General features: G+C 45.1%; 17 protein-coding genes. 8 read left to right on the top strand and 9 right to left on the bottom strand.

What is annotated here, in order from left to right; all coding sequences use genetic code 11:
* The first annotated feature begins 142 nt into the window (after window positions 1-142).
* On the top strand, window positions 143-1,822 hold the full coding sequence (locus RJ41_RS02085; RefSeq protein WP_039216520.1) for an AMP-binding protein: 1,680 nt from the start codon (window positions 143-145) through the stop codon (window positions 1,820-1,822).
* 159 nt (window positions 1,823-1,981) lie between these two features.
* Here the strand turns inward: RJ41_RS02085 and RJ41_RS02080 are convergent, their stop codons facing one another.
* Window positions 1,982-2,635, bottom strand: a complete 654-nt coding sequence (locus RJ41_RS02080; RefSeq protein ID WP_039216519.1) for a dUTP diphosphatase — start codon at window positions 2,633-2,635, stop codon at window positions 1,982-1,984.
* A gap of 635 nt (window positions 2,636-3,270) precedes the next feature.
* Here RJ41_RS02080 and recC point away from each other — a divergent pair.
* The 3 genes from recC to recD are packed head-to-tail and all read left to right on the top strand — an operon-like array spanning window position 3,271 to window position 13,076.
* A complete protein-coding gene (gene recC, locus RJ41_RS02075; protein ID WP_039216518.1) occupies window positions 3,271-6,894 on the top strand; it encodes an exodeoxyribonuclease V subunit gamma in 3,624 nt (1,207 codons plus the stop codon).
* Window positions 6,891-10,841 carry an exodeoxyribonuclease V subunit beta gene (recB, locus tag RJ41_RS02070; RefSeq protein WP_039216516.1) on the top strand — a complete coding sequence of 1,317 codons (3,951 nt, stop codon included), beginning with the start codon at window positions 6,891-6,893 and terminating at the stop codon, window positions 10,839-10,841. Before recC ends, recB begins: the two co-directional genes overlap by 4 nt.
* Before the next feature lie 33 nt (window positions 10,842-10,874).
* On the top strand, window positions 10,875-13,076 hold the full coding sequence (gene recD, locus RJ41_RS02065; RefSeq protein ID WP_039216514.1) for an exodeoxyribonuclease V subunit alpha: 2,202 nt from the start codon (window positions 10,875-10,877) through the stop codon (window positions 13,074-13,076).
* Between the two features lie 55 nt (window positions 13,077-13,131).
* On the opposite strand, the gene RJ41_RS02060 is transcribed toward recD, so the two are convergent.
* Window positions 13,132-13,539: a hypothetical protein gene (locus RJ41_RS02060; protein ID WP_039216512.1), complete on the bottom strand. Its 408-nt coding sequence runs from the start codon at window positions 13,537-13,539 to the stop codon at window positions 13,132-13,134.
* A 107-nt stretch (window positions 13,540-13,646) separates the two neighbouring features.
* Complete coding sequence (locus RJ41_RS02055) at window positions 13,647-15,074, bottom strand: aminotransferase-like domain-containing protein (RefSeq protein WP_039216509.1); 1,428 nt, start codon at window positions 15,072-15,074, stop codon at window positions 13,647-13,649.
* Window positions 15,075-15,333: 259 nt separating this feature from the next.
* Here RJ41_RS02055 and RJ41_RS02050 point away from each other — a divergent pair, with 259 nt between their 5' ends.
* The 3 genes from RJ41_RS02050 to RJ41_RS18670 all read left to right on the top strand — a co-directional run bounded on the left by RJ41_RS02050 (window position 15,334) and on the right by RJ41_RS18670 (window position 16,793).
* Window positions 15,334-15,954, top strand: coding sequence for a LysE family translocator (locus RJ41_RS02050; protein ID WP_039216506.1), 621 nt, complete (start codon window positions 15,334-15,336; stop codon window positions 15,952-15,954).
* Between the two features lie 85 nt (window positions 15,955-16,039).
* Window positions 16,040-16,420 (top strand): VOC family protein, encoded by a 381-nt coding sequence (locus RJ41_RS02045; protein ID WP_039216505.1) that lies wholly within the window; start codon window positions 16,040-16,042, stop codon window positions 16,418-16,420.
* Window positions 16,421-16,457: 37 nt separating this feature from the next.
* On the top strand, window positions 16,458-16,793 hold the full coding sequence (locus tag RJ41_RS18670) for a hypothetical protein (protein ID WP_014979563.1): 336 nt from the start codon (window positions 16,458-16,460) through the stop codon (window positions 16,791-16,793).
* Window positions 16,794-16,809: 16 nt separating this feature from the next.
* On the opposite strand, the gene RJ41_RS02035 is transcribed toward RJ41_RS18670, so the two are convergent.
* The 3 genes from RJ41_RS02035 to RJ41_RS02025 all read right to left on the bottom strand — a co-directional run bounded on the left by RJ41_RS02035 (window position 16,810) and on the right by RJ41_RS02025 (window position 18,925).
* Window positions 16,810-17,409 (bottom strand): DNA-3-methyladenine glycosylase, encoded by a 600-nt coding sequence (locus RJ41_RS02035; RefSeq protein WP_039216646.1) that lies wholly within the window; start codon window positions 17,407-17,409, stop codon window positions 16,810-16,812.
* A gap of 28 nt (window positions 17,410-17,437) precedes the next feature.
* Entirely contained in the window at window positions 17,438-17,656 is a 219-nt protein-coding gene (locus RJ41_RS02030) for a hypervirulence associated TUDOR domain-containing protein (protein ID WP_014949794.1), read from the bottom strand.
* A 384-nt stretch (window positions 17,657-18,040) separates the two neighbouring features.
* Window positions 18,041-18,925: an EamA family transporter gene (locus tag RJ41_RS02025; protein WP_039216502.1), complete on the bottom strand. Its 885-nt coding sequence runs from the start codon at window positions 18,923-18,925 to the stop codon at window positions 18,041-18,043.
* Window positions 18,926-19,172: 247 nt separating this feature from the next.
* Between RJ41_RS02025 and RJ41_RS02020 the strand changes: the two genes are divergently transcribed.
* Window positions 19,173-19,622, top strand: a complete 450-nt coding sequence (locus tag RJ41_RS02020) for a GyrI-like domain-containing protein (RefSeq protein ID WP_039216501.1) — start codon at window positions 19,173-19,175, stop codon at window positions 19,620-19,622.
* 73 nt (window positions 19,623-19,695) lie between these two features.
* On the opposite strand, the gene RJ41_RS02015 is transcribed toward RJ41_RS02020, so the two are convergent.
* The 3 genes from RJ41_RS02015 to RJ41_RS02005 form a co-directional block, all read right to left on the bottom strand.
* Entirely contained in the window at window positions 19,696-22,536 is a 2,841-nt protein-coding gene (locus RJ41_RS02015; protein WP_039216500.1) for a TonB-dependent receptor plug domain-containing protein, read from the bottom strand.
* Window positions 22,537-23,262: 726 nt separating this feature from the next.
* Window positions 23,263-24,303 carry a methionine synthase gene (locus RJ41_RS02010; protein WP_039216499.1) on the bottom strand — a complete coding sequence of 347 codons (1,041 nt, stop codon included), beginning with the start codon at window positions 24,301-24,303 and terminating at the stop codon, window positions 23,263-23,265.
* A 124-nt stretch (window positions 24,304-24,427) separates the two neighbouring features.
* The gene (locus tag RJ41_RS02005) at window positions 24,428-25,402 is read right to left on the bottom strand and encodes a DUF1852 domain-containing protein (RefSeq protein WP_014949789.1); all 975 of its coding nucleotides are present in this window, start codon (window positions 25,400-25,402) and stop codon (window positions 24,428-24,430) included.
* Between the last annotated feature and the right edge of the window lie 212 nt (window positions 25,403-25,614).

The raw sequence follows: 25,614 nt of genomic DNA, 5'->3' as shown, positions 1-25,614 counted from the left end.
AGCGCCCAATGCCTTGTTATTCATCGCAAAGAATGTAAACGCTTGTTTAAAAAGCTTGTTTTTCAATAAAAAATAGGGCTTATTAGAAGTCTGTGAAATCATTGTAAAAATGAGCTACATTATAACAACATATGAGTGACTTATGCCGCTAGACATGACAGCAAACGCAAATACCACGGAAGTAATAACATCGCCATTAAGTATGTTGTACCACTGGGAACAAAGCCGTGGGAACGACGTATTTCTTACACAGCCTATTAACGGTGAATACCACGACTACACATGGAAACAAGTTGCCGAACAAGCCAGAAAAGTGGCAGCACGTTTACGTGAATTCGATTTTCCTCAAGGTAGCCGTATAGGTATCTTTTCAAAAAACTGTGCTGAGTGGTTTATCGCTGATCTGGGCATTATGATGGCAGGTCACGTGTCGGTACCTATTTTCTCAACAGCCGGTCCAGACACGGTCCAGTATGTGTTGAAACATGCTGACGTACAGCTATTGTTCGTTGGAAAACTAGATAATACTGCGGAACAAGTTGCCTCTATTCCTTCAGAATATTTAACGGTTGCCTTTCCTTATCCAAACATTGCTACTAGGCAGCAGTGGAAGGAGTTTATGGATATCGCGCCCATAACAGACTCGCCTGTACCTGATATGGATGATTTGATGACCATCATTTATACGTCTGGCAGTACCGGTCAGCCTAAAGGGGTGGTGCACAGTTACAATACGGCTTGTTGGGCAGCGCGTCGCTCCCTCGATCAATTGGGTATTAACCAAAACGATCGCACAATGAGCTACTTACCACTTGCGCATATTACAGAGCGTGTACTGGTCGAGCTTTCAAGCTACTACAGTGGTGGTAAAATTCACTTTGTGGAAGACCTAGCGACATTCCAGCGCGATGTAGGTCACTGTCAGCCAACGCTATTTATTTCGGTACCGCGTTTATGGACAAAGTTCCAGATGGGCGTGTTAGCGAAAATGCCGCAGAAGAAACTGGATACGCTGCTTAAAATTCCAATTTTGAACAAAATTGTTGCGAAGAAAATTCGCGATGGCTTGGGCATTAATAACGCACGTTTGTGGGCAAGCGGTTCGGCGCCACTTGCACCAGCAGTCATTGAATGGTTCGCGAAAATCGGTATCTACATTTCTGAAGGATGGGGAATGACCGAGAACAGTGCTTATGGCACCGGCAGTGTACCTTTCCGTCATGATAAAATCGGCTGCATTGGTAAGCCATACGATGGCGTAGACATTCGCACGTCAGAAGAAGGTGAGATCCAAGTTAAGTCGCCGTGCAATATGCTGGAATACTATTTGGAACCACAAAAAACGGCTGAAGTCTTTACTGAGGATGGTTATCTGCGCACTGGCGATAAAGGGGTAATTGATGCTGATGGCTACGTTAAAATTACTGGTCGTTTAAAAGACATCTTTAAAACCGCGAAGGGTAAGTATGTTACGCCAGCGCCGATTGAAGCAAAATTCATGGAAAACCCTATTGTTGAGCAAGTGTGTGTAACGGGGACTAATTTGCCTCAACCTGTGGCTTTGCTAGTGCTTAGTGAAGAAGCGCAGAAAAAAGACAAAGCGGGCATTGAAGCAAGCCTTAAGAAAACATTCGAAGCTATCAACGCAAAACTGGAAAGCCATCAAGTTATGGATCGCGTTGTCATTATGAAAAACGAATGGAGCATCGAAAACGACTTGCTGACTCCGACGCTCAAAGTAAAACGACATGTTTTAGAAGACCGCTTTGTAGATATTATCCAAGGTAGCTATAGCGACAAATTAGTTTGGGTTGACGCGTAAAATCGTCGTTGAGTCTTTTGCTTTGGCAATAATTAAAAAAGCTCTGTCTATGACAGAGCTTTTTGTTATCGGAAGGAGACGCAATAAGCGTTGAAACTGTGTTGGGCTATAAGCACTACAGCGACGCTACATCGCGTTAAACGAAACGCACTGGTCGCTTTAAGAAGGGTAGCGAAAGCGTAACCCTTCATACACTAAGTCGCTAAACTCTGGCTTCGTTAAATCTAGGGCATCCATTACTTCTACCAGGTGCTCGTTGTCTTCACGACCTTCCCACACTTTTACGTAAGTGCCTTCTTTATAGCCGTTATCTTGGCGGAAAAAATTGAGTACATTTTTACCTACGTACTGACGATACAGTTCGTCAGCTGACATTTCACACTGGCTTACGATGAACATGAATAGTGGCACGCTAAAGCGTTTGGCGGCGCAAAGGCCCGTCATGAGCTCTAAATTATCAAGAAGCGACAGATTTGACGCGTCGTAGTCTTTGCCATCAAAAGTCACTAAGGTGTTGCCACTTGCCAGTTCAGAAGCAATACTTTTTGCAGATTCAGCGATATCGCCTTTATATTCAATAATGCAGGCACTTAGTGCAAAGTGCCAGATATCCACCAATTCCATTTGAAGCTGTGGCAAGTCTTTTTGCTGTGCTTTCCACCATTTCCAGCCGTGATGTTCAATTGCTTCAACTGACTCTACCATTGCTGCACGTAAGTATCCGTAACCAGCATTTAGCCAGTCTGGGTTTACTTTGGCGTTCATTTTATCCTGAAGAGAAAGCATAGTGGCGAGTTGTTGCGCGGTTAACATTGTTGCTCCTGACCGTGAAATTGTGTTGCGTTTCGTAAAGGCGAAATTGTACTTGAATGACGCTTCGGGAGAAACTGCTAAATTTACGACGGCGAGAGTAAAGCGCTTTCTTTAATGTCTGCTTGCTTGTGGTGCACTTGCACCACGGTAAAACTATGACTTATTGGTCATGTTTTCTACTTTTGTTTAAGCTGTTGATATTTAATGGTTAAAAAGTTGGCATTCAACCTGCACAACATAAATCGTTAACAGTGCTGCTCAGTAGCGCTAACGTGAATGAGTGCCAGGCAACGCTTATTCACGTTGTTACTGAGTAGACCGTAAACCTTACCCATACAGATTTTTCGTGTCCTGAGGTCTGTGTGGGTTTTTTTTGTCTGAAAATCGCCCACACACGCTTCTTTGTACTCATTTACTGCGCCAGATCCCTCTATCACTTTGCCTAGAACTCTCCGGGTATTGATTTCGCCATGCCCCCAGTATTTGTTTTATTATCATAAGACATTTGCTTATCTAAATTTTGGAGAAATAACTTAACTACTGAGCCCAATGCGATACACTAAATTATAAGGTCGACGATACCTGTACAGTCTTTGCACAGTATCTAAAAGCACGTTCTACAAAGGATTTTTCGATTGCTTGCGCTATATCCCTCTAATAAATTAGAACACTTAAGTTTTCTTCTCACCACGCTTTTACGTCAGCAGCCCATGGGCGTATTTACGCCAGAAACCATCTTGGTTGAAAGCCCGGGAATGCAGCACTGGGTCAGCATGCAGCTTGCCACAGAACACGGCGTGGCAATGAATATTGATTACCCTTTACCGGTGCGCTTTATGTGGAATACAGCACGTACCGTACTTGGACAGGACAAAGTACCCAAGCAATCTCCCTATCGTCGTGAAGTACTGACATGGCGTATCGACAATATTCTCCAAGATAGCTCGCTAATGAGCACAGAAGCTTTCGAGCAAGTTAACCGGTATTGGCAAAATGCCGGAAGTGAACAAGAGCAGGGGTTACAGCGCCTTCAGCTTGCTACCGCTCTGGCCGACGTGTACGAGCAATACTTGTTGTACCGCCCAGACTGGTTGTTTAAATGGGAAGCTAACGAACGCGCTGTATTTGATGACATGGAGATATGGCAAAGCGAAATTTGGCGCATATTGGTCAAAGAGCAACCGCTGCATCCTGCACGTTTGCATCAAATGACCTTAGAGGCGTTAGAAGCTGGCCATTTACCAAATGATCCAGCGAATAAGTTGCCTACTCGTGTCATAGTGTTTGCCATTAACACTATGGCCCCGCAGCTGATCGCGTTTTTTGACGCCCTCGCGCAGCACATCGATATTCATATATTTCACTTAAATCCAAGCGTTAATTATTGGGGTGAAGCGAAAAGCAGTAGCGAACAGGCGAAATTATTGCGCTTAGAAGGCCTTAAAAAATGGATGGAAGAAGATCAGTCCAACCCGCTGCTTGGAAACTTAGGTAAGCAGGGTAGAGAGCTATTCAACTTACTCACCGAACTGGATACCTTTGAGATTAGTGCGTTTGATTCACCAGATTTTGAAGAGACAAACGATAATGCTGACAGCGACAATGCTCGTGGTCTACTCGAGTATATTCACAACGATATCTTGCAAGCCGCTCAACCGAAGCCACTTACTCGCGATTTAACAGAGAAAGACGATAGTGTTACTATCATGTGTACCCATTCCGCGCTTCGCGAAGTGCAGGTATTACACGACCACTTGTTACATTGGTTATCTCAAGATAGAGCGCGCACTCCATCAGATATTCTTGTGATGTGCCCCGCCATCGAAAACTACGCGCCATTTGTTGATGCTGTATTTCACAGAGTAGGTACTAAGGCTTTGGCTGGCAGGGGGCAGGTTAGGCTTCCGTGTACCATTGCAGATAGAAGCCCAATGGATGCAGAGCCGTTGATTGCGGCGTTTATGGCGCTGTTACAGCTGCCCGATAGCCGCTTTGGTGTGTCGGACATTATGGATTATCTGCAGCTAGATTCAGTGCAAAAGCGTTTCTCAGTATCACAAGATGATATCGAGCAAATGATGGTTTGGCTAAAACAAGCTCATATTCATTGGGGTCTTAATAGCGCCCATAAAACGGCCGTTTCAGAAGGTGTTGATCTAGACGACACTTACAGCTGGTGGTGGGGAATACGTCGATTACTTATGGGTATGCTTGCACCAGATAGTGAAGTCATTGTGAGTGACTTACTCACTATTCCCGACGTTGAAGGACAAAGTGCGCTTACGCTAGGCAAGCTTATCGACGTTGTGGCGCTGTTAGGTGAGTTTGCCCAAGTATTAACAGCCCCAAGGACACCCGCGCAGTGGTCTAAAGCCTTAATATCGCTTAGAGATGCGTGTTTTATGCCGATAAAAGAGCAGCAGCAAAGTTGGGATCTTATTGCCAAAGTTGCTGCTGATCTTGCTGCACGATGCGAAGAGGCAGGTTATGAACACGAACTCACCCTTCGTCAGGTTCGCGACCTGCTACTCAATCGATTCTCGTCGCCAGATGCTGGTAACCACTTTATGACCGGTCAGGTTACGGTGTGTTCTATGCTGCCCATGCGAAGCATTCCGTTTAAAAAAGTGTGTATTTTGGGGCTGAACGACAGTGAATTCCCCAGAAAATCAAGCCCGCTAGGCCTCGACTTAATGGCGGGCGCTGGCCGCCAGATTGGTGACCGCTCACGACGTTTGGAGGACAGATATTTATTCCTCGAAGCCATTATTTCCACCAGAGAGAGCTTATATTTAAGCTACCAAGGAAACGACGTTACTAATAATAGTGAGCGGCAACCCAGTCTAGTATTGGCTGAGTTCATGGATATGTTAGCAAACAGCTACGCACTGGATTTATCAAAGTACAGCGTTAATGCGCCGCTACACCCGTTCAGTGAAGAAGGCTTTACGGGAACCTTGCCGAGCTACGAAACAGGGTGGTTACGGTTAGCTGACGCGTTACAAAAAACGAAATTAAATACTGATGAAGCAGATAATGAATCTGCCAATGATGCGGATACGGCAACGTTAGCACCATCACCTGATGCACTATCAACGCAATCGCTTCGTTTATCAGGTATTCAAATTGCGAGAGCTTTCAAAGATCCGCTGGAGTATTTCTCTGTCCAACGGCTGGGCGTGAATCTGTCTCAATCGTTTACACTACTTGAAAATAGCGAGCCGTTTGAAACCAATGCGCTGCTGCGTTATCAGGTGCTCGACGCTATCTTTTCATCTGCGGAGCGCATTGCGCCAGAGATAGATGATGTTACCCAGCTGTCATATAGTGAAAAAGTCATCACGTTTGCGTCGCTTAGAGGGGATATCCCCAATAACCCCGTTGCCAGAGATGAAGTTGAAATGTGGAAAGAAGGGGCATTGGCATTAAGTCAGGCCATGGGCCCTCATGACGCTGAACCTAAAAAAGCGCACTTTCAAGGCAAATACATCGCCTTTACTTCATCGGCTTTATTAGGCAGTGACGCGCTAGTGGAGCTTTGTGCTGGCAAGATTGACGCTCACCGCGCCTTGGGTTTCTTCATCTCCCAATTAGTTTTTTCAAGTAGCGATGAAGAAACCAGCTACAGCAAGTATCCGCTGGATGTCTATTCGTGTGCCTGGGAAAAGGGCGAAACCATTTTGAAAAAGCAGCGTTTCCCCGCTTACGACCGCGAAACTGCTGTGCGGTTACTTTTGTTTATTGAACAGCTTTATATGGCAGTTTACACGGCGCCGACACCAGTTCATTTAAGTTTGTTCGGTACGTTTATGCCCGGAACCAGAAATTCTGATACTAAGCCTGTAGTGGAAAGCATAAAGCCTGAGATGTTTACCGACATTCTGCATGCGCTACTAAATAGTGCGGACGGGACTAGTGAAGCCGACAGAGCGATACTTCGCCAAGTTCAACATGCAATTGACGAGATGTGTCCGTTCACTGATAAAGACAACGCTGTAGCTAGCGAAACGACAAGTGAAAAACATGAAAAAGCGAAACAGGCGGTGGATCAAGCCGCTGCACTTTTTGACACGATAGAATTACAGCGAGCATTAACCGACTGGCAACAAAGTAGCGGGCAGTTCAGCGCCGATATGGCAAGCAACCCTTACTTACATTGGCTGTTTCCTCAGGGCGTTAGTTGGAACGATGTGCCGTATTTAAGTGCTTTTGTGTTGCTCGCCATGGTCAACAATGCGTCTCAGGAGGAGAAGCTATGAGTTACAACCCTACATCCTCTGACAACCCTCTAGACGAGCAAGCTAAGCTGCAAACCGACGACCACAGTGGCACTGAAGCGCAACTACTCGATGTAGTCGCTATGCCGTTAAAAGGGCGCCATCTTATTGAGGCCAGCGCCGGCACAGGTAAAACCTTTAATATTACGCGCTTGTATCTGCGTCTATTGCTTGAAAACAAGCTCACCGTCAAAGAAATATTGGTGATGACTTTCACCAAAGCCGCGACCGAAGAAATAAAGGGGCGTATTGCGGCAACACTAAGAGAAGCTCTACTTATTTGGCAGCAAGCCAAAGATAACGGCAATGAAATAGACAGTAGCTGTGACCCGGTTTATCAGTATTTATTTAACAACTGTGATATTGAAGAGAGTCTGGCCCTTTTAAAAGCGGCGCAGCTAGAACTTGATGAAGCCTCGGTGTTCACTATTCACGGCTTCTGTCAGCATGTTATTACCCAGCTAGCGTTTAACAGTGGCTTTGCCATGTCGCTTAACTTGGGTAATGACACCAGCGACTTGTACCTTGAAGCTGCCGAAGACTTCATTCGAAAAATTAGCAAAAGTGAGGACGAGTTTAGGCTACTGGCAGAGTCAGGCTGGCATACACCAGAAAAACTGCTGCGAGAGTTTAACGCCAGCATTAAAAGTACTCTGACCCCAATATTGCTTAGTGAAGAAGATATTGAGGCGGCGTGTAAAAAGCAGCTAGATGAAGTGCCGCACACGTCTTTAGCCTACGTGAAGTCTCTACTTCAAAGCGTAGAAGACAATGAAGGGCTATTGGTAGAACAGCTCATCAAAACACCGGCCCATAAAAAAGAGCGGCCGCAGGAGTTGGCTGCACTTAAAGCTTGGTTGCGTTCTTGCGTAGATGAACAAAGTTATTATCTTCCGCCGCCCGAAGCGGAAGCCTTTGTTAAAGGTAACCGATATGCGCGAAATTCATCTGGCGTAAAAGAGATCTTAACGCCTATAAAAGATTTTGCAGGGGCGCTTAAAAAAGCATTTGGTGAGAAAGACAAAGCGCTTGGTAAGGTGCCTGTATTCAAGCTGGTGGTTGAAGCCATTGCGTTCATCAAATCCCGCGTTGAAAAGCAGAAAAAGCAGCTTGGCGTTATCGACTTTGACGATCTTATTCGCATGCTTGCCGACGAAGTGGTGAAGCCAAATAATACTCTTGTGCCTGAACTTCGCAAAAAATTCCCCGTAGCGCTTATCGACGAATTCCAAGATACCGATGCAAAGCAGTACGCTATTTTAGACGCAGTTTATCCTAATCTTGAGAATGCTAACGAAAGTGCGTTATTAATGATAGGTGACCCCAAGCAGGCGATTTATCGTTTTCGCGGTGGCGATATCTTTACCTATTTAAAGGCGGGTAGGCAGGCTGATTACCGCTGGGTGATGAATACCAACTGGCGCTCAGTAGAGGGAATGGTTAAGGCCTATAATCGGTTATTTTATGGTGCGCCTGTGGCATCAAATAGACCTGCCGATGTGTTTGGTTTTGATATCAAATACAACCCAGTCGAATTTACGCCTAAAGCGGCCGCGGCAAAAACGCCACTTATTGACCCTGCCGAACAAAATAGTTTAATGAAGAGCGGTGTAATGAAAAGTGCTGTAACGAAACGCAGCGCAATGAACTACGTTAGCATGTGTTTGGAAGACAAAGAAAACGCCCACATTATGCGTCGCAAAATGGCTCAGTGGATTGCGCAAGAGATTTACCGCTTATTGAACGAAGCGCACTTTCAAATCGCCAATGGTGGCACCGCGCCGGTGAAGCCTCAGGATATCGCTATCTTAGTGAAAGACAGGGCTGAAGCTGGTGCTATCAAAAGTGTACTGCAGCAAAAAGGCTTGGCGTGCGTTTATTTAAGCGATCGCAGTAACTTATTTGCCAGTGCCGAAGCCAAAGATGTACTGCGGTTACTTAACGGTATTTGGCATGCCAACGACACCAGTAAAGTGGCGTCGAGCTTGGCGTCACCGCTTTGGGGGTATAGTGCCCAAACACTCATTGAACTGCTGTACCATGAAGATGACGCGCAGTGGGATGCGGCTATCGACAAGGTATTGTCGCTGCGAGATATGTGGCTGCAAAAAGGGTGCATGAGTGTGCTGCTGTATTTAATGCAAGATAGCTATCAACCTCATGCTGACAGCGTGGAACGCGCCCTTACTAACTATCAGCATTTGGCCGAAGTGCTGGAAAAAGCCAGCACTACTCACCAGCGCCCAGAGCAGCTACTCGACTGGTTGAATAAGCAAATTCATAAGCCTGAAAGCGATGAAGAGCTTACTTTGCGTCTTGAAAGTGACAGCCAACTTATTCGACTTATTACTCAACACGGCTCGAAAGGGCTAGAGTACCCCATCGTGTTTGTTCCTTTTGCCACCGGCTATAAAGACGCCGCTAAAAACGGCAATACTACGTCGCAGATATTTACCTATTACGACGAAGAAAAACAAGATTTACAAATGCAACTGGGGCAGACGCCACAGGCCATAGCTCGCGTTCAAAGCGAGAGCGAAGCGGAAGACATGCGACTGGCCTATGTGGCGGTAACACGAGCTGCCCATCGTTGTTACATGGGTGTTGTACCGCTAACTAACAACGAAAGAAGCGCATTAGCACGAGCACTTGGTGTAAGTGGCGATGGCAGCAACAACGATTGGTCAAGTGTGTTAAACCGTGTTGCTGAAGAAGATGCGTCCCATGCCAGCCATATCGATGGCGATGAGTTTGAGGAAGTGTATACCGGCTTTGAACAAGAAGATGAGCTTCCTCAGCTTACCGCGTTGCAATTTACCGGCACGGCAAGCGAAGAATGGCGACTGTATTCATTCTCAGCCATGAGCCGTTTAACCACGGTTGGTGCTAACCAAAGCGTTGAAACAGGCAAAGCAGCAGAGTCCGGCGCAACAACAGAGCCCTTGGGTCAAACCCTTCCTAGTGTGTCCGTACTTCAAACCATTCGAGATGAAGAAGTGTATGCAAGCGACCCCCTTATGGGTGAGGTGGGTTCAATTGATGCAGACATCAATCTCTCCGAAGGTATTGAAAGTACGGTAAGTAAACATGACTTGCGTTTTACTCTTGAGAAAGGCGCGAGTGCAGGTAATTTACTTCACGATATTCTAGAGCACAGTGACTTTAGTGCGCCTGAATGGGAAGAAACGGGCAAAGAACTGGTTAACCGGTTTGGGTTAGATGAAAAGCGTACGCCGCTACTGTATGAGTGGCTAGAGGAAACACTGCAAACACCGCTTTATCCGAATATGCAGCTGAGTATGAGTGATTTGCCCTTAGCGCAAACCCTGCGCGAAGCAGAATTCTATTTTCCAATGAACGACACGCAATGGGCTCAGCTTCGTGAAGTACTCGCTACCCATAGGCAAAACGTGGCTGACATTATTGGTGGCGAGGTGGAAACTGCGCCTCAATTAATCACAGCTAAATTACAGGGAATGATGCACGGGTTTATTGACTTGATTTTTGAACATGACGGTCAGTTTTATGTGGCAGACTACAAATCGACTTGGCTTGGCGATACCCTAGATAGCTACACGCCAACAGCACTGTTTCATAATAACCAGCATCACCTTTACGACCTTCAGTACTTAATTTACTGCCTGGCGCTACATCGCTATTTAAAGAATACGCTGCCCAACTACGACCCAGATGTGCATTTCGGTGGGGTGTATTACCTGTATTTACGCGGCATGCACCCAGAAAACGAGCGCGGAGAAGGGGTGTTTTACACTGATATTCCATCGTCTGTACTCAACCGATTAGACGGGATATTTGCGAGCAGAGACGATGCCCAGCAAGGCGATGGTTCTTCGAATGCAGACAGCTCTCGCCAGCCTTTGGAACAAACGTCTTTGGGTCAGCAGCAGTTTAGTTTCGATGACGAGTAGTCAACATCATAGAGGCTAAAGCAAAGGAAAATAATGAAAAGCAATCAACACTCTGTACCGTCATTTTTTGATAACTTGTTTGGCATCGAGGCGATCGACAAATTTGTCGCAAAAGAATTTGGCTTTATTGATGAACTGGAGCAAGAAGAACAGTTTATTTGGGCTGGGATCTTAGCATACTTGTCGTATATGCAGCGCAATGGCCACAGCTGTATCTATCTTAAAGACATAGCGGGTACGACGCTTTTTAAAGAGGTAGTCGCAGAACAAGAGGCAGCCTTGGCGGTTGAAACGAATGAGCATAGCAGTAACGGGGCGGCCGCTGCTTCACTGACGCTGGTTGAACAAACCGAGCAGGAAGAAGCGCCCAAAGCAGGTGTTGACGTGCCACAACTAACGCCGTTACTTAGAATTGTAAAAAGCGCGCTGAGTAACGAGCAGGTGGCTCAACTGTTTGTCTATAGCAACGGCAAGCTGTACAGCCGTCGCTATTATGAATTTGAACAAGAAGTAGCGCGCAATGTTGTAAAACGAGCTGCGCTTACGCCCTTAAGTGATGAAGCTAGCGAAAAAGTAAAGCAACTTTGGCCCGCTATCTTTCCTACCGAAACAACCGATCAGCAAGACTGGCAGCAAATAGCGGTGGCGAAAAGCCTGATGCAACGCTTTTGCGTTATAAACGGTGGGCCAGGAACAGGTAAAACCTATACCGTATTGCGTTTATTATTGGCATTACAGGCTTGCGATGAAAACTTAAAAATTGTGCTGGCGGCCCCTACAGGTAAAGCGCAACAGCGTATGACCGAATCTATCATGAACAGCATAGACGGGCTTCGCGGCAAGTTGGACGACGCAGTGCTTAACAACGTGCCTACCGATGCTGTGACGCTACATAGATTACTAGGATTGCGCGAGCACGGTGTATCGACTAAGTTCAATCAGCACAATCAATTGGCAGCAGATGTACTCATTGTCGATGAAGCAAGTATGGTTGACTTAGCGCTAATGACGCGCATAGTACGAGCATTGCCAGACCATGCGCGACTTTATATTATCGGTGATGCCGACCAGCTTCCAGCAGTTGAACTTGGCAACGTGTTAGAGCAGCTAGTTAGTACCGAGGCAGCAAGTTTTGACGAAAACAAAAATATGCCTGATGGCACAAACAGCGCACATTCCTCACCTAGTTCAAATAGTCTTGATGAAAGATTTTCTTTAGGTGGCGTGCCATCGTCAATGCGTCAGCACATTGCTACGCTATGCCCGCATTTGCCTTTGTTACCAGTTGATGAGCAGGCCAAAAGTTATGTAGCAACTCTTCAAGCACCTCAGCGCTTCAAGGGGCAGGTGGCAAAAGTTGCAACGGCCATACAGCGAGGTGATGCAAGAGGCGCACTTGCCGCTATTACCGAAAAGGCTAGCGACAATAACGAAAGTGCGGGTCTTGGTTCAAACACTGCATCACGCCTACAATCTGGCGTTTACCTATGGCCAGAGTACCAGGTTAGCGGCCGTGATTTACACCAGTTGGCCAAAGAAAGCTTCTTACCTATTTTTGATGCTGGGAGTGCCGAAGAAGCGCTTAATCGCCTGAATGTGGTTAGGTGGCTAACCCCGGTCCGCAAAGGCGCAATGGGCGTAGAAGGCCTGAATAATTTGGTGTTCGATGCTATCAAGCACAAAATCAGAAAGCGGGAAGGGCATTTCTATCAAGGTCAGCCCATTATGATTGTAAAGAATCATCACCCACAGCGACTATCAAACGGTGAGGTTGGTGTAATCTGGCCTGACAGCAAAGGAAAGCTATATGCGTGGTTTTACCAGGACAGCCAAGCTTCAGGTCAAAACGGTTCAAGTCAGAAAGCTTCGGCAATTGCGGGAGACAGTGCTGACAATAGGCTAGAGCAAAAGCAAGCGTTGCGCAGCATATCGCTATCAAGAGTACCGCAGTTTGAAACTGTGTACGCCATGACCATACATAAATCTCAGGGCTCTGAGTTTAACCATGTTGTACTTATTCTACCTAAGCCTGATAGCGAAAAAGCCGCCAATTTATTTCATCGAGGCTTAGTATACACAGGGTTAACCCGAGCTAAAGACGGCTGCTTAATTATTTCTGACAACGCAACATTTACTCACATGGTTCAACGGGTGGATAAGCGTTATTCCGGGCTTTCTGAGGCAATAAGCTTGCAACTAGAGAGCACATCAAACGCCACCCCAGAGACTGAATAGAAATAAATGTACTCTGACCCCAAAAATTTGGGGGTCAGAGTACATTTCTGTGTGGTTATTTCACTGGCGTAAAAAGGCACAGGCCGCGTTTGTTAATATCAATAGGGGTTTTGCTGATTAGATAAATACGGGTGGGGGCAGTTACACGCAAAATTCCGCCTTCGGCATTTAAAAACTGTGAAGGCAAAAGTACAGACGTGTCTTCACTTTCTGAATTGTCGGTCTCGGCTTTCACTGCAAAGTGTGACAAACCGCAGTGATCCAGCCAACCTAATATATTATCTGGTGTCGCCACAAAATTATCATGCTTTAAAACACTGCTATGCAGGGTAATGTTCGCACCGAAAACGGGCTTGTTCTCTATCGCCATTTGCGTGTTAGGCTTTAAATGCAGACGGTATAGTCCGTGTGCTTCAGGCACAATGTCATCATTCGCATCTGTATTATTCACTAACGTAAGCATACAAAGTTTCACAGGTTAGTTTGGATGGTTTTATTTTGGTGGACTTACGGCTAGCCTGCGTTGATGTGGATCAACTGCCCTTGGGTTTACGCCTTTTGTATAAATAATTAGGCGTCTTGTGCAACAAGCATCTCACCAAGACGCTGAATAGCTTCGGTGCGCGCAGCCTGCGTACTATCAATGAAATTAAAACGCAGGCAATGTCGATACTTACCTGTTGCCGAAAATAGCTGCCCTGGCGCGACATAAATTCCTTTTTGCTTGGCTTCGTCAGCCAGCGTCACGGAGTCATAACGGCTGTTTAGCTCTACCCAAAGCACATAGCCCCCTTGAGGGTAGCTAATACGGGTGTCGGCGGGAGAGTAACGCTTAATGTCTGAACGTAGTGCGTCTCGTGCACTTAGGTAATGGTGACGCATAGCCCGAATATGTTTGTCATAACCGCCTTGCTCAATGAAACTGGCTATAGCTAATTGGGGTAGAGTAGGACACATGGAGCTACTGACATATTTAACGTGGAGCACTTTATTTTTATAGCTTCCCGGCGCTATCCAACCCACGCGAAAACCAGGCGCTAGCGTTTTTGAAAACGAGGAGCACAGTAAAACGCGCCCATCTTTATCGAACGATTTAATGGTTTTTGGACGAGGGTAGGCGTAGGCAATATCGCCGTAAATGTCGTCCTCTATAATGGCTACGTCGTACTCTCTGGCCAATTCATATAACGCTTTCTTTTTCGCCTCAGGCATAACAAATCCTTGAGGGTTATTTACCGTTGGGGCGACTAAAATGGCCTTGATCGGCCATTGATCAAGGGCTAGCTTTAATGCCTCTAAACTCAGTCCTTTTTCAGAGTCGGTGGGGATCTCTAACGCTTTTAATTCAGCGCCTTTTATAGCTTGCATAGCACCGTAGAACCCTGGGGATTCTACCGCTATCACATCGCCGGCGCTCGCCACCGCGCGAAGGCACACAGATAAGGCTTCCTGGCAGCCAGAAGTCACAATGAATTCGTCGCTTTGCAACACACAGCCAGATGCTGCGGCCAATCGGCTTAGCTGTTTTCGCAGAGTTTCATCACCTTTTACGTCACCGTATATCATGCCGTCCAACGCTCGATGTTTGGTGAGTTCATGCAGGCGTTTTATAAGCGGTTTAAGGGTTTTGGCAGTCATGTTGGGCATGGCATGCTGAAACTGGCACAGGGTTTTAGCGTCATGATCTTTATTGAAGGTATTCAGCAAAGTGTCTAACACGTCTTCCCATTGAGACACATCCATAGGGCGTTGCGGTGGCTTCGTCATGCTAGGGGGATTATCTATTAATACACTACGGGCGACAAAATAACCTGATTTAGGTTTTGCCTCTACCAGCTGCTGAGCTTCCAATACTCGATATGCTTCTTGTACGGTGGCGATACTCACTCCATGTTCTGTTGACAGCTGCCTAACCGAAGGTAACTTGTTCCCCACCTCAAAAACACCACGCTCGATTTGGGCTTTAAGTTCATTGGCTAATGTTTCGTAAAGCGTCATCGCAATATTTATTCTTATGAAGTCATTTTCATACAGATGACTATATCTTAATTGACAGGAGCTTTTAACCATACAGATTGGTGAAATTACTACCATACAGACGTTACAATGACTAAACTGTATGGCTGTTTTTAAGTGTGTTTGGGTATGATGCATACAAAAATATGATTGTATTGTGTTGGTGAAAAACAAGCGTTTGGTTAACCGGCCCCTTTCTTTTAAAGAAACGCATTGCTCACCTCAACACATAAGGACTGTCATGGAAACATCTTTACTCATCGCGCTTGCGACATTCGCGTTCATCAGTACGGTAACGCCTGGCCCGAATAATATGATGCTATTGGCTTCTGGAGCACAATACGGTTATAAACGTTCGCTGCCGCACATGCTGGGTATTGTAATTGGTGTTGCAGGTTTAATGATAGGCACACTGCTTGGCGTTGGTGCGCTGTTCAACATATTTCCCGTACTGTACAGTGTGCTAAAAGTGCTTGGCGTGGGATATCTGTTATGGTTAGCGTTCAAAATTGCCACTGGCCCCGTAGATGAGCCAGTAGGCCTAGTAGAAAACAAAATTAAGTCGACCAAACGCCAAGGGCCGCTCAAGTGGTGGGAAGGGGCATTATTTCAGTTAATTAACCCTAAAGCATGGATGATGGCGTTAGCCAGCGTAGGCACGTTTTCACTGCCTGGCGAGCACTACATTCAATCTGGTATTGCGATTGTTACCGCTTTTACCGTGATTGGTTTTCCAAGCATCTCGCTTTGGGCAGCGGTAGGCGCAAAAATACGCGTGTGGTTGAGTTCGCCAACTCGAAGACGGCAGTTTAACCTTACAATGGGCGCGGCCACAGCAGCCACGTTATTTTTGATAGTGTAACGATAAAATCATAGCTATTCACGCTCATCTAGGACGCGACGATTAAATCTAGCGCAAACAATACAAATACAAGGAGCAGGTCTTCATGGAATTGAACCAAGTTACGTTACCCGTTACCAATATGGTCGAAGCGGTAGAGTTTTACCTTACACTTGGGTTCACTCAAATTGTAGATACATCGCATTATGCCAGATTCACCTGTCCTGAAGGCTCGTCCACTTTTTCGCTCTCTTTAGAAAGCGAAAGTGCTCAAAATCACAGTGTGATTTATTTCGAACATGAGGCGCTAGACGAGCTGTATACCTCTCTTGTGGAAAAAGGTATTCGTTTTGAGCAGCCGCCAACGCAGCAGCGCTACCTTTGGAAAGAGGCCATTTTAAGCGATCCATCTGGCAACAAAATAAAGCTGTACTGGGCAGGAGAGAATAGAGTGAGCCCGCCTTGGAAAGTGGAAATAAAGCAGTAGCCATTTAGATAAACTTCAAGAAAAACCGAGATAACCAGTGACAGACTCCCAAACTAGCGTGCACTTTCGCTTAACAAAATTAGATGCCATGCAGGCGTATACGCTAAAACGAGAAATTGAAGGCGCTTACTTTAGTAAGCGTGAAGAATTTGTAGATGAAAAAGGCTCAGGTGCGTTCATTGGCATGGTGCCTTTAAAAGAAAGCCTGTTTGACGAACTCAACGATTACGTTATTCGCCAGCAAATTCAATATGATGACTGCGATATTTATGTTGAATCAAAAATTGCTAACGGTGATATTGCCGTGCCAAGGGTGGTAAACAAATTGCTCAAATACATCGACTGCAAGCTGACTTTCGCTTTTGCGAAGTAGTTTCAATTGAGGTGCGCTACTTAAGCGTGAACCGCCAAGGCAAGGTTGTGTCATCCCGTGCACCTAGCTTACCGGTTTGATCGTCTTTTGCGTAGTCTATGCCAATGCGATGCGAACTAATGATATGTTTACTAGCAATGGCATGGTTACTTTCCTCAATCCAAATCAAAGTGTTATTCACTACAGGCTCACCATTAAGCGCAGGTGTTATCGCAAGAGCTTGTGTCAGCTTAGCTGGACCGTCACATAGATTACGCAATGATGTGTTCACGCCGCGACGTTCACGCATTTTGTCTACACCTTCTGTAGGCTTAATTTTTCGGATCAGAACTGAATCAGTGTGGTCAGCGTCATTTGTAACAATATTCAACATACTGTGAGAACCATAAATGGTGTAGATGTAAGCAACGCCGCCTTGCTTTTTAAGTGTTGATATCGAAGAAGGGCGCCGCAACAGGTGTTTTTCCATGGCAAGATCCTGATGACCACGGTAGGCTTCCGTTTCTGTTATCGTTCCCCCGGTTAGTACGCCGTCGACATTACTAAACAGGACGTTACCAATGAGCGTCTTTGCTATATTGACGACATCGCTATCAGTGAAAAAAGAACGCTGCATTTTTTGTTTAGGTTTATTAATCAACAGATTAAGACGACTTCGTAATTTCGCTGTGAGATTTTAGCACTTTGCTACCGTCGTCCTGTTCAATGAGATAGGCTGGGTCGCTGTCGCTAGCCTCTCGTTTAACCGACGAACCCTTAATCGTGCGCTCTACATCATTGGTAAATTTTTCTCTGATATTTCCCGTTGCACTACCGTTTCCCCATTCCCATTCTACTTCTGTGTTTACCGCATAATGTTTCATAATTATTCCCTAAGCCACTAAATCAACTATTAACTTAGTTGTTTAACGAAAAGAATAAGACCTGAGTTCAAAAAGGGGGAAAATAAGGATGGTAAAAAAGTAAAGAAAGTTTGAAACCCTAGGGCCTGTTGACCTTTGTTGTACATTTTTGCAGCGGTCTGTGTGCCATCTAGACAAGGCGGATGTTTGACGGTTTAGTGGTTCTAAATCGAAAACATTCAACGCAGTATAGATGGCACAAAGGCGCTGCCCGAAGGGGTCGTTATGGAAGCCTTTTACTCTTTGTCACAGTCCTTTAACTTAGCTCGCTAGGCTTGCAGGACTGTTTCGCGATTAAAAGGCTTCCATTTAGACCAAAATTCGTACACCAAAGGTCAACAGGCCCTAGGAAAGGGTTTCAACTTGTTTTTGTTTGGGTAGTTGTTTTTGCGTAGCTGAACTCCCGGCGGTAGCAATAACGACTAAAGCCACTGCAAACCATTGGGAAAGCGTGAGGGTTTCATCAATAATGATGAACGCCGCTATGGCTGCAACGGCAGGCTCAACACTCATCATAATGCTGAAGGTTTGCTTAGGCATATTGCGCATTGCACTCATTTCTAACGTATACGGGATAGCCGACGAGAATACGCCTACAGCGACCCCGATGAAAATAGCCTGTGGCGAGAGTAAGGCGATACCTTGACTTGCAACGCCAATAGGCACTACACAGATAGCTGCTACTAGCATGCCTAATGTTACCGTAACACCGCCAGAACCTTCGTTGCCTGTTTTGTTTCCAAATACGATATAACCGGCCCAAAACGCTCCGGCTGTAAGGGCAAGAATAACGCCGACGGGATCTAAGCTCTCGGCCGACGCGCCGCCAATATCGGGAAGCAGCAAACAAACGCCTGCAACGGCTAAAATAGCCCAAGCAAAGTCTCTCTTTTTTCTGGCACTAAAAAATGCCACGGCCAATGGCCCGGTGAACTCAAGCGCAACACCTATGCCAAGGGGAATACGCTCAATCGCAAGATAGAAGATGATATTCATTGCGCCTAAGCAAGCGCCGTAGAAAATAACGTTACGCCATCCTTTCGCGCTCAAGCGCGCTCTCCAAGGCCTAAAAATTATTGTTAACACCAACGCGGCGAAAAACGCACGAAGAGCACTGGTGCCTTCAGGGCCGACGATAGGAAAGAGTTGCTTCGCAAACGATGCACCAGACTGTATGGTTACCATCGCCAGAAGCACTGCGACTATGGCAAGTAAAAAACTTTGATTCACAATATATTGCAACCTGGATGAGACAAAACAGGATTATATTTGTTCTAAAACTGAAATGCTCGTTGATAAGGGAAAGTATTGAAAATTAAAAGGTGATAACAGCTAGTTTCATTATTTTAAACCAATGAGCCTTTTACTTTGCAGTTAGAATACACATAAAAAGTAAGTGAAATAACCAAGATCTGAATGGTGGGCAAAGCACAAGCGTGTATCATGATTATCTCGCACAAATAAATGGAATAAAGACATGGAAATGCGACAACTCTCTTCACCGATAAATATTAAAGGCTTTTCGGTGATTACCAATAATCACACTGAATTCTCACCACTGGGAAAGATACCCACACTTTGGCAAAGGTTTGATAATTCGATAGCTGTTGACTATAAAGGCGGCGAGCGAGTGTATGGCGTGTATTTCAACTACGAATCCGATCTTTCCGGTGACTTTTCCGTGTTGGCTGGGTTTGACGGTGACTCAGTGCCCGAACATTTAAAGGTTGAGCACATCACTATTCCCGCAGGAAAGTATCTCGTTTTTTCGCGACAAGGTGAAATGCCGCAAATTGCCATTGATGCATGGAGCGATATTTGGCGCTATTTCACAGAAGGAGGTGCCGAGTATGAAAGGACGTTTTCAATAGACTTCGAGCACTATGTGAATGGCAACCATATAGACGTTTATATAGCGATAAAATGACGTCATGTTAACTTTATAATAAAAAAACGGCGCTAATAAGCGCCGTTTTTATCATTGTTCAATATTACGTAAATTACATTTTGTACGCTACGGTAACGTATCCGAAGCGGCCAATGTTGTCGTACGCGCCGTCTATTGAACCCGTGCCTGTCGTGCCTGTCGGTAGCGCACGATTAAACAGGTTATCAATACCCACGGTTAGGCTAACACCGTTAGCAAAGTTGTAACCCGCGGTCACGTCAGTCACAGCGTATGAAGGCAGTTCCATACGGTTGCTCGGATTTGGGTTATGCGCTAACTCTTGGTTGTCGTAAAGGCTTGAACGTTCTAGGTAGCGAGTTTTCCAGCTTGCTTCCCAATCACCACGGCTATAGTTGATGGTGAATACACCCTGCCAATCAGATTCACCTGCCGTACCTGCGTACTGATAGAATACCTCAGGGTTATCTTGGAATGGGAATTCTTTGCGGTCTTTAAGGTAAGTCGCAATCAAGCTAGTACGGAATGCGCCTTCTAGCGCGTCGAAATCATATCCTAGTTCGAAGTCGATACCCTTGGCTTCTTGACCCGCGATGTTCAATGCATAGCTACGAATCTGAGTGATTTCACCGGTAGTTCCATCACGGTCGATAAGGCCACAGTATACGTTGTTAATACCCGACTCAGAGTCAACACAGCGATCCAATATTGTTTGGCCGTCAATAGACGAAATCGCGTCTGTCAGCTCGATTTCCCAGTAGTCAACAGTAGCGGTAAAGCCTTCAAACCAGCTAGGAGTATAGACAACACCTAGTGTTTTAGAGATTGAGCTCTCCGCTTGCAAGTCGATGTTTCCACCGTTTACGCCCTCTAGCGTTGCTGAGTCGTAATCAGAGTTGAAATCTGCAGGGATACCTAACGCTGCACAGTTTGCAATGCGTTGGTCGGCGTTGGCTAAGTCAGCAAGGTTGTCTGTACGACATGGATCGTCTACGCGGAAGAAGGTTTGGCTTGCTTCACCATAAAGTTCACCGATGTTCGGCGCGCGTAGTGCAGATGATTTTGTCGCACGTAGACGTAAATCTTCATACACTTTCCAATCTAGACCAAGCTTCCAGCTTTTCGCGTTGCCAATCGAAGAGTAGTTGGCAATCCGCGCCGCAGTATCAAATGTCAGCATTTCTACGCCAGGGAGATCGGCAAGTAGTGGAATAGTAACTTCAGTAAATACTTCTGATACATCGTAATCGCCTTTATCTTCACCTAGAGTGTTGAAAAAAGTACCCGCTGCATTATCAGGTTCTTCAATTTCGCTTTTTTCTTTGCGATATTCAACACCGGCTGCAAAGCCAACGTATCCTGCAGGTAATTCATAAATACCAGAGTTTGCGATGGTTGCGCCAGCGTTGTATTGTTCAATTTTGCTTGTGCCAACTGATGTAGTATTGACGTAGTCAATTGCTTCTTGTGAAGGCTGACCAAAGCCCATAATGTTCAACGGTACACAGCCGTCATCACTACCTGACGCACAAACAATGTTTCCATCGCCGTCAGTTATTGCGTTAAGTGCATTCTCGAAGTTTTGCAAAACAAGGTTGTTGCGGTTCTCACGCTCTAATTCAGTTTTGCCGTAGTTTACAAATGCCTCGTAGTTCCACTCGTCACCAATGTAGCCTTCGATACCTAGCACGTAGCGGTAAGTTTCACGCTCGTCTGCTTCGATGCGGCGCCCTAGGTCAGTCATCATGCGGTTAAGCTGAATGCTGTCTAGTTCATTTTCATCCATATATGCGGCAACGCTATCATCTAGAAAGGCATTGTTACGATAAATGGTTGTCTCTGAGCCGCCATAGAAGAAAGCAGGCTGGCCCATTGTAATTGCACGAGTACGCGCGTACTTAGCCTGTGCATACACTGTGGTGTCGTCGTTTAGCTCGTAGTTACCTTTTACATTTAGGTTAGTACGATCAAACTCAGGCTGAAGCTGCGTAAACTGGCGCAGGTTAAACGAATCACAGTTTGCGCAGAACGCACCGTCTACTTGGTCACCGGTGTAGATTTCGCGAATTGAACCGTCAGCGTTGAAAGTCTGAAAGTTGCCGCCAAAAACGCCAGAGTTGTTTAGTGTGTAGTAGCCCGCATTAGCAGTGTAAAAGTTGTCAGGAAATGCCGTTGAATTTAACTGGTCTTCACTGCGCTCGTATCCCATGATGCTTTCAAAGCTCATATTACGATACGACGTTGCAGTCCAAGGGTTGTCAAGGGCCTCTAAAGCTTCTTGTGAGCTGTATTCGGCTGCAAAAGCAATGTTGCCGCGATCATTGTCGAAGTTAAAGCCGTATGATGCTTGGTATTTGTCGTTCTTATAACCGTTTTCCTGTGCAAAGCCTTGCGTCGCACTCACGTCGAAACCTTCAATGTTCTTTTTAAGAATGAAGTTAACAACACCAGTTACTGCATCTGCACCATAAACCGCAGAAGCACCGCCAGTAACGATTTCTACGCGCTCAATCCATGAAGTAGGGATGGTGTTGGTATCAACCGCTGCAGAACCAGCTGAAGAAGATACGTGACGTTTACCGTCTACCAATACTAACGTGCGGTCAGTACCCATACCACGTAGGTCAAGAATATTTAGACCAGCAGTTCCAATAAATTGACCTGAATTACCCAATGAGAATGTGTTTGCAAGTGAAGGAAGCTCATTAAGCACCTCACCAATGTTCATCGCACCTGAATTAAGAAGTGACTCACCAGAAATGGCTGTTACTGGTGATGGAGCGATAGCGCCCTGACGAGAGATACGAGAACCGGTGACCTGAATTTTTTCAACGTCAGCGCTTTCATTTGTTGAGTCCTGTGCAAGAACGTTGCCTGAGGTCAACGCGACACTTCCTGCTAATGCTAACTGAACTGCAGTTGCAATATTTTTCATGGATTGTTCCTAGTGAATTAGATTTACGTGCTTGTTGTTGGTTAACGCCCCGTAAATAGGCAAGGGCTAGCCAAATTGCATGCGTAGTTTTTACTTATGTTGCAATGGCGCGCATTCTAATTATCTAGTATTAAATAAATCAATTTTTTGCGGTGAATTAAATTCTAGCTATGAAAGAGTTAACTTAATTTTAAAGAATTTATAAATAGTAGGTTTAATTAATATTTTTAAGTTTTGTATTAATAATGTTCAATAATTGTTTTTATATTGACCATGTGGTCGAAAAGTGTCTTTTTAGAGCTCTTATTAAGCGGTTTTCGTCTTGTTTTTCATTTGCTTGTTTAATTTTGAGTTAGAAGGTTTTTGCTCGTATATTGCACTAACTGAGTAAATTTAAACCGTGTATATTAAAGTTTCTTTTTTAACGTGAATAATAGTTGTTTTGTCGCTGTTTTAAATCAGGTAATTACTAATGTTGCTCATAAGTTAAATATTCGTTACTTCTCTATGTGTTATATTTTCTCTCTTATTTCTTTATGATGTTTTTAATTATCCTTGATTCTGTGGAAACTATAAATAATGTGGGGGAGTTAACCTTAAATAAGGTCGAAAAGATGAGAATAACGCTGATACTCTTTTTAACCGCTAGAAATAAAAAAGCCCACGTTGATGTGGGCTTTAGTGCGCTTTCAAAATGCTCTTGCTTAACAAAAGTTTTGAGGCGTATTAAGCACTGAGCTTCTGAGCTAATTCCTGCCTTACTATTTCAGCGCCAGCGCTGAGCGCCTCAAGCTTGCCTCGAGCAACCTGTCGAGAAAGAGGGGCCATACCACAGTTTGTACAAGGGTAGAGTTTGTCGGCATCCACGTACTTTAATGCTTCACGTAATGTAGCTGCTACTTCTTCTGGTGTCTCTATTGTGTCAGTTGCAACATCAATAGCGCCCACCATCACTTTTTTGCCTTTAAGAAGCGAGATTAGCTCAATTGGTACATGAGAGTTATGGCACTCCAGAGAAACCATATCAATATTGGATTTTGCTAGCTTAGGAAAGCTCTCCTCATATTGTCGCCACTCAGAGCCCAATGTCTTCTTCCAGTCGGTATTAGCTTTGATGCCATATCCGTAGCAAATGTGCACTGCAGTTTCGCATTTAAGCCCTTCAATGGCTCTTTCTAATGCGGCAATACCCCATTCATTGACTTCATCGAAAAATACGTTAAACGAAGGTTCATCAAACTGGATAATGTCAACACCAGCAGCCTCAAGCTCCTTTGCCTCTTGGTTTAGTATTTTGGCAAACTCCCACGCAAGTTTTTCGCGACTTTTATAATGGTCGTCGTACAGCGTATCAACCATCGTCATAGGGCCAGGTAACGCCCACTTTATGGGCTGATCGGTTTGGCTCCTTAAGAACTTTGCGTCTTCAACGAACACTGATTTTGGCCGTGTAACAGCTTGGGTAACGACAGGTACGCTAGCGTCGTAGCGATTGCGAATACGTACGGTTTTACGGTTTTCAAAATCAACACCGTCTAGGTGCTCAATAAAGGTAGTTACAAAATGCTGACGGGTTTGCTCACCGTCACACACAATATCTATGCCTGATAGGGCTTGTTCCTGAAGCGTAACGCGAAGCGCGTCTTTTTTGCCTTCCTCTAATGCTTCATCTTCTAGCTTCCACGGCGACCACAGGGTTTCAGGCTGTGCTAGCCACGATGGTTTTGGAAGACTGCCTGCAATAGAAGTGGGGAGTAGTTTTTTCATGTAATTCGCTTTCTTCTAATCAATAATTTGTATGGATGCGCGAAGGGCAGAACGTGCTGCCCTTATCATAGTTTTGTGTCGCAACGTATGCGGTTTGAATATCGCAAGTATTAAAATGAACTTATCAGGCGTAGCTTGCTGTGAATTGCGCTAACTTGTGTTGATAAGGCTTTATAAAGTTCTCTTCTACGAACTTGCCTTGTTCAACGGCTAGATGAGTCCGCTCTTCACGGTCATAAACAATGCGAGTCACTGAGTGATCGCTATTTTTCAAGTTTGGTTTGTAGCTTAAACCTGCCTGGGCGTTAGCGTTATAAATCTCAGGGCGATAAATTTTCTGGAAGGTCTCCATCGTAGCAATTGTGCTGATAAGTTCTAAATTGGTGTAGTCGTTTAACAAATCACCAAAGAAATAAAATGCAAAAGGAGCAGCACTGTTTGGTGGCATGAAATAGCGCACGTTTAAGCCCATCTTCTTGAAATATTGTTCAGTTAGTGATGATTCATTAGGCTGATATTCAACACCTAAAACGGGGTGCTGATTTTCTGTTCGACGGTAGGTTTTATTGTCGGAAACGCTTAAACAAATGACCGGCAGCTTTGAAAAATGTGCTTTATAGGCTTCTGAATTAACGAAATACTTAAACAACTTTCCGTGCAGATCACCAAAATCGGTGGGGACACTGAACGAAGACTGGCCGCGATTGTGATTAGAGAGGCGAACGCTAAAGTCATAATCGCGAACATAAGACGAGAAGTTGTTTCCCACAATACCTTGGGTACGCTTGCCCGTTTTTTTGTCAATGATATTGGTTTGTAAGATTTCGATAGTTGGGAATGTGTTGCCGTTACCCTCAACGTCGATATCTACCGACACAATTTCAAGTTCGACGGCATAGCGATCGCCACTTTCATTATCCCAGCTAGCCAGTGCATTAAAGCGGTTGTTTATCATGCTTAGTGCATCGCGCAAATTTTCTTTGCGGCGTTGACCACGAGCTAAATTGGCGAAGTTGGTGGTGATGCGTGTGTTGTCTGAAGGGCGATAATCTTCATTAAACTGAACGCTGTTAATAGTAAAAGAGAAATCTGTGTTCACGTTGTTGTTCATGAGAATGCGCTTCTATTCCTAAAGTTAAACCGAGTAGTGAGACTGCTGTAAAAGCTATGAACACGTTATACGTTGATTTAACTATGAATAAAAATGACTTATTTTCATTTTATCATGAAATATTGTCATGTATTGGGCGGGCGAAGAGCTAGTCGCCTACTATTGAGGCGGTAGATCTTTACTTGAAGTTGAGGTTTGCC

The organism is Alteromonas marina (genome assembly GCF_000808575.1).
Taxonomy (GTDB): Bacteria; Pseudomonadota; Gammaproteobacteria; order Enterobacterales; family Alteromonadaceae; genus Alteromonas; species Alteromonas marina_A.
Note: the sequence above shows the minus strand (reverse complement) of the source record. Positions and strands in the feature narration are given on the sequence as shown.

What these genes read in the sequence shown, in the direction of transcription:
- RJ41_RS02080 (WP_039216519.1), bottom strand. Translation starts at nt 2,635, where the DNA reads ATGTTAACCGCGCAACAACTCGCCACTATGCTTTCTCTTCAGGATAAA.
- RJ41_RS02055 (WP_039216509.1), bottom strand. Translation starts at nt 15,074, where the DNA reads ATGACGCTTTACGAAACATTAGCCAATGAACTTAAAGCCCAAATCGAG.
- RJ41_RS02045 (WP_039216505.1), top strand. Translation starts at nt 16,040, where the DNA reads ATGGAATTGAACCAAGTTACGTTACCCGTTACCAATATGGTCGAAGCG.
- recB (WP_039216516.1), top strand. Translation starts at nt 6,891, where the DNA reads ATGAGTTACAACCCTACATCCTCTGACAACCCTCTAGACGAGCAAGCT.
- RJ41_RS02030 (WP_014949794.1), bottom strand. Translation starts at nt 17,656, where the DNA reads ATGAAACATTATGCGGTAAACACAGAAGTAGAATGGGAATGGGGAAAC.
- RJ41_RS02035 (WP_039216646.1), bottom strand. Translation starts at nt 17,409, where the DNA reads ATGCAGCGTTCTTTTTTCACTGATAGCGATGTCGTCAATATAGCAAAG.
- RJ41_RS02020 (WP_039216501.1), top strand. Translation starts at nt 19,173, where the DNA reads ATGGAAATGCGACAACTCTCTTCACCGATAAATATTAAAGGCTTTTCG.
- RJ41_RS02060 (WP_039216512.1), bottom strand. Translation starts at nt 13,539, where the DNA reads ATGCTTACGTTAGTGAATAATACAGATGCGAATGATGACATTGTGCCT.
- recD (WP_039216514.1), top strand. Translation starts at nt 10,875, where the DNA reads ATGAAAAGCAATCAACACTCTGTACCGTCATTTTTTGATAACTTGTTT.
- RJ41_RS02085 (WP_039216520.1), top strand. Translation starts at nt 143, where the DNA reads ATGCCGCTAGACATGACAGCAAACGCAAATACCACGGAAGTAATAACA.
- RJ41_RS02010 (WP_039216499.1), bottom strand. Translation starts at nt 24,303, where the DNA reads ATGAAAAAACTACTCCCCACTTCTATTGCAGGCAGTCTTCCAAAACCA.
- RJ41_RS02015 (WP_039216500.1), bottom strand. Translation starts at nt 22,536, where the DNA reads ATGAAAAATATTGCAACTGCAGTTCAGTTAGCATTAGCAGGAAGTGTC.
- RJ41_RS02050 (WP_039216506.1), top strand. Translation starts at nt 15,334, where the DNA reads ATGGAAACATCTTTACTCATCGCGCTTGCGACATTCGCGTTCATCAGT.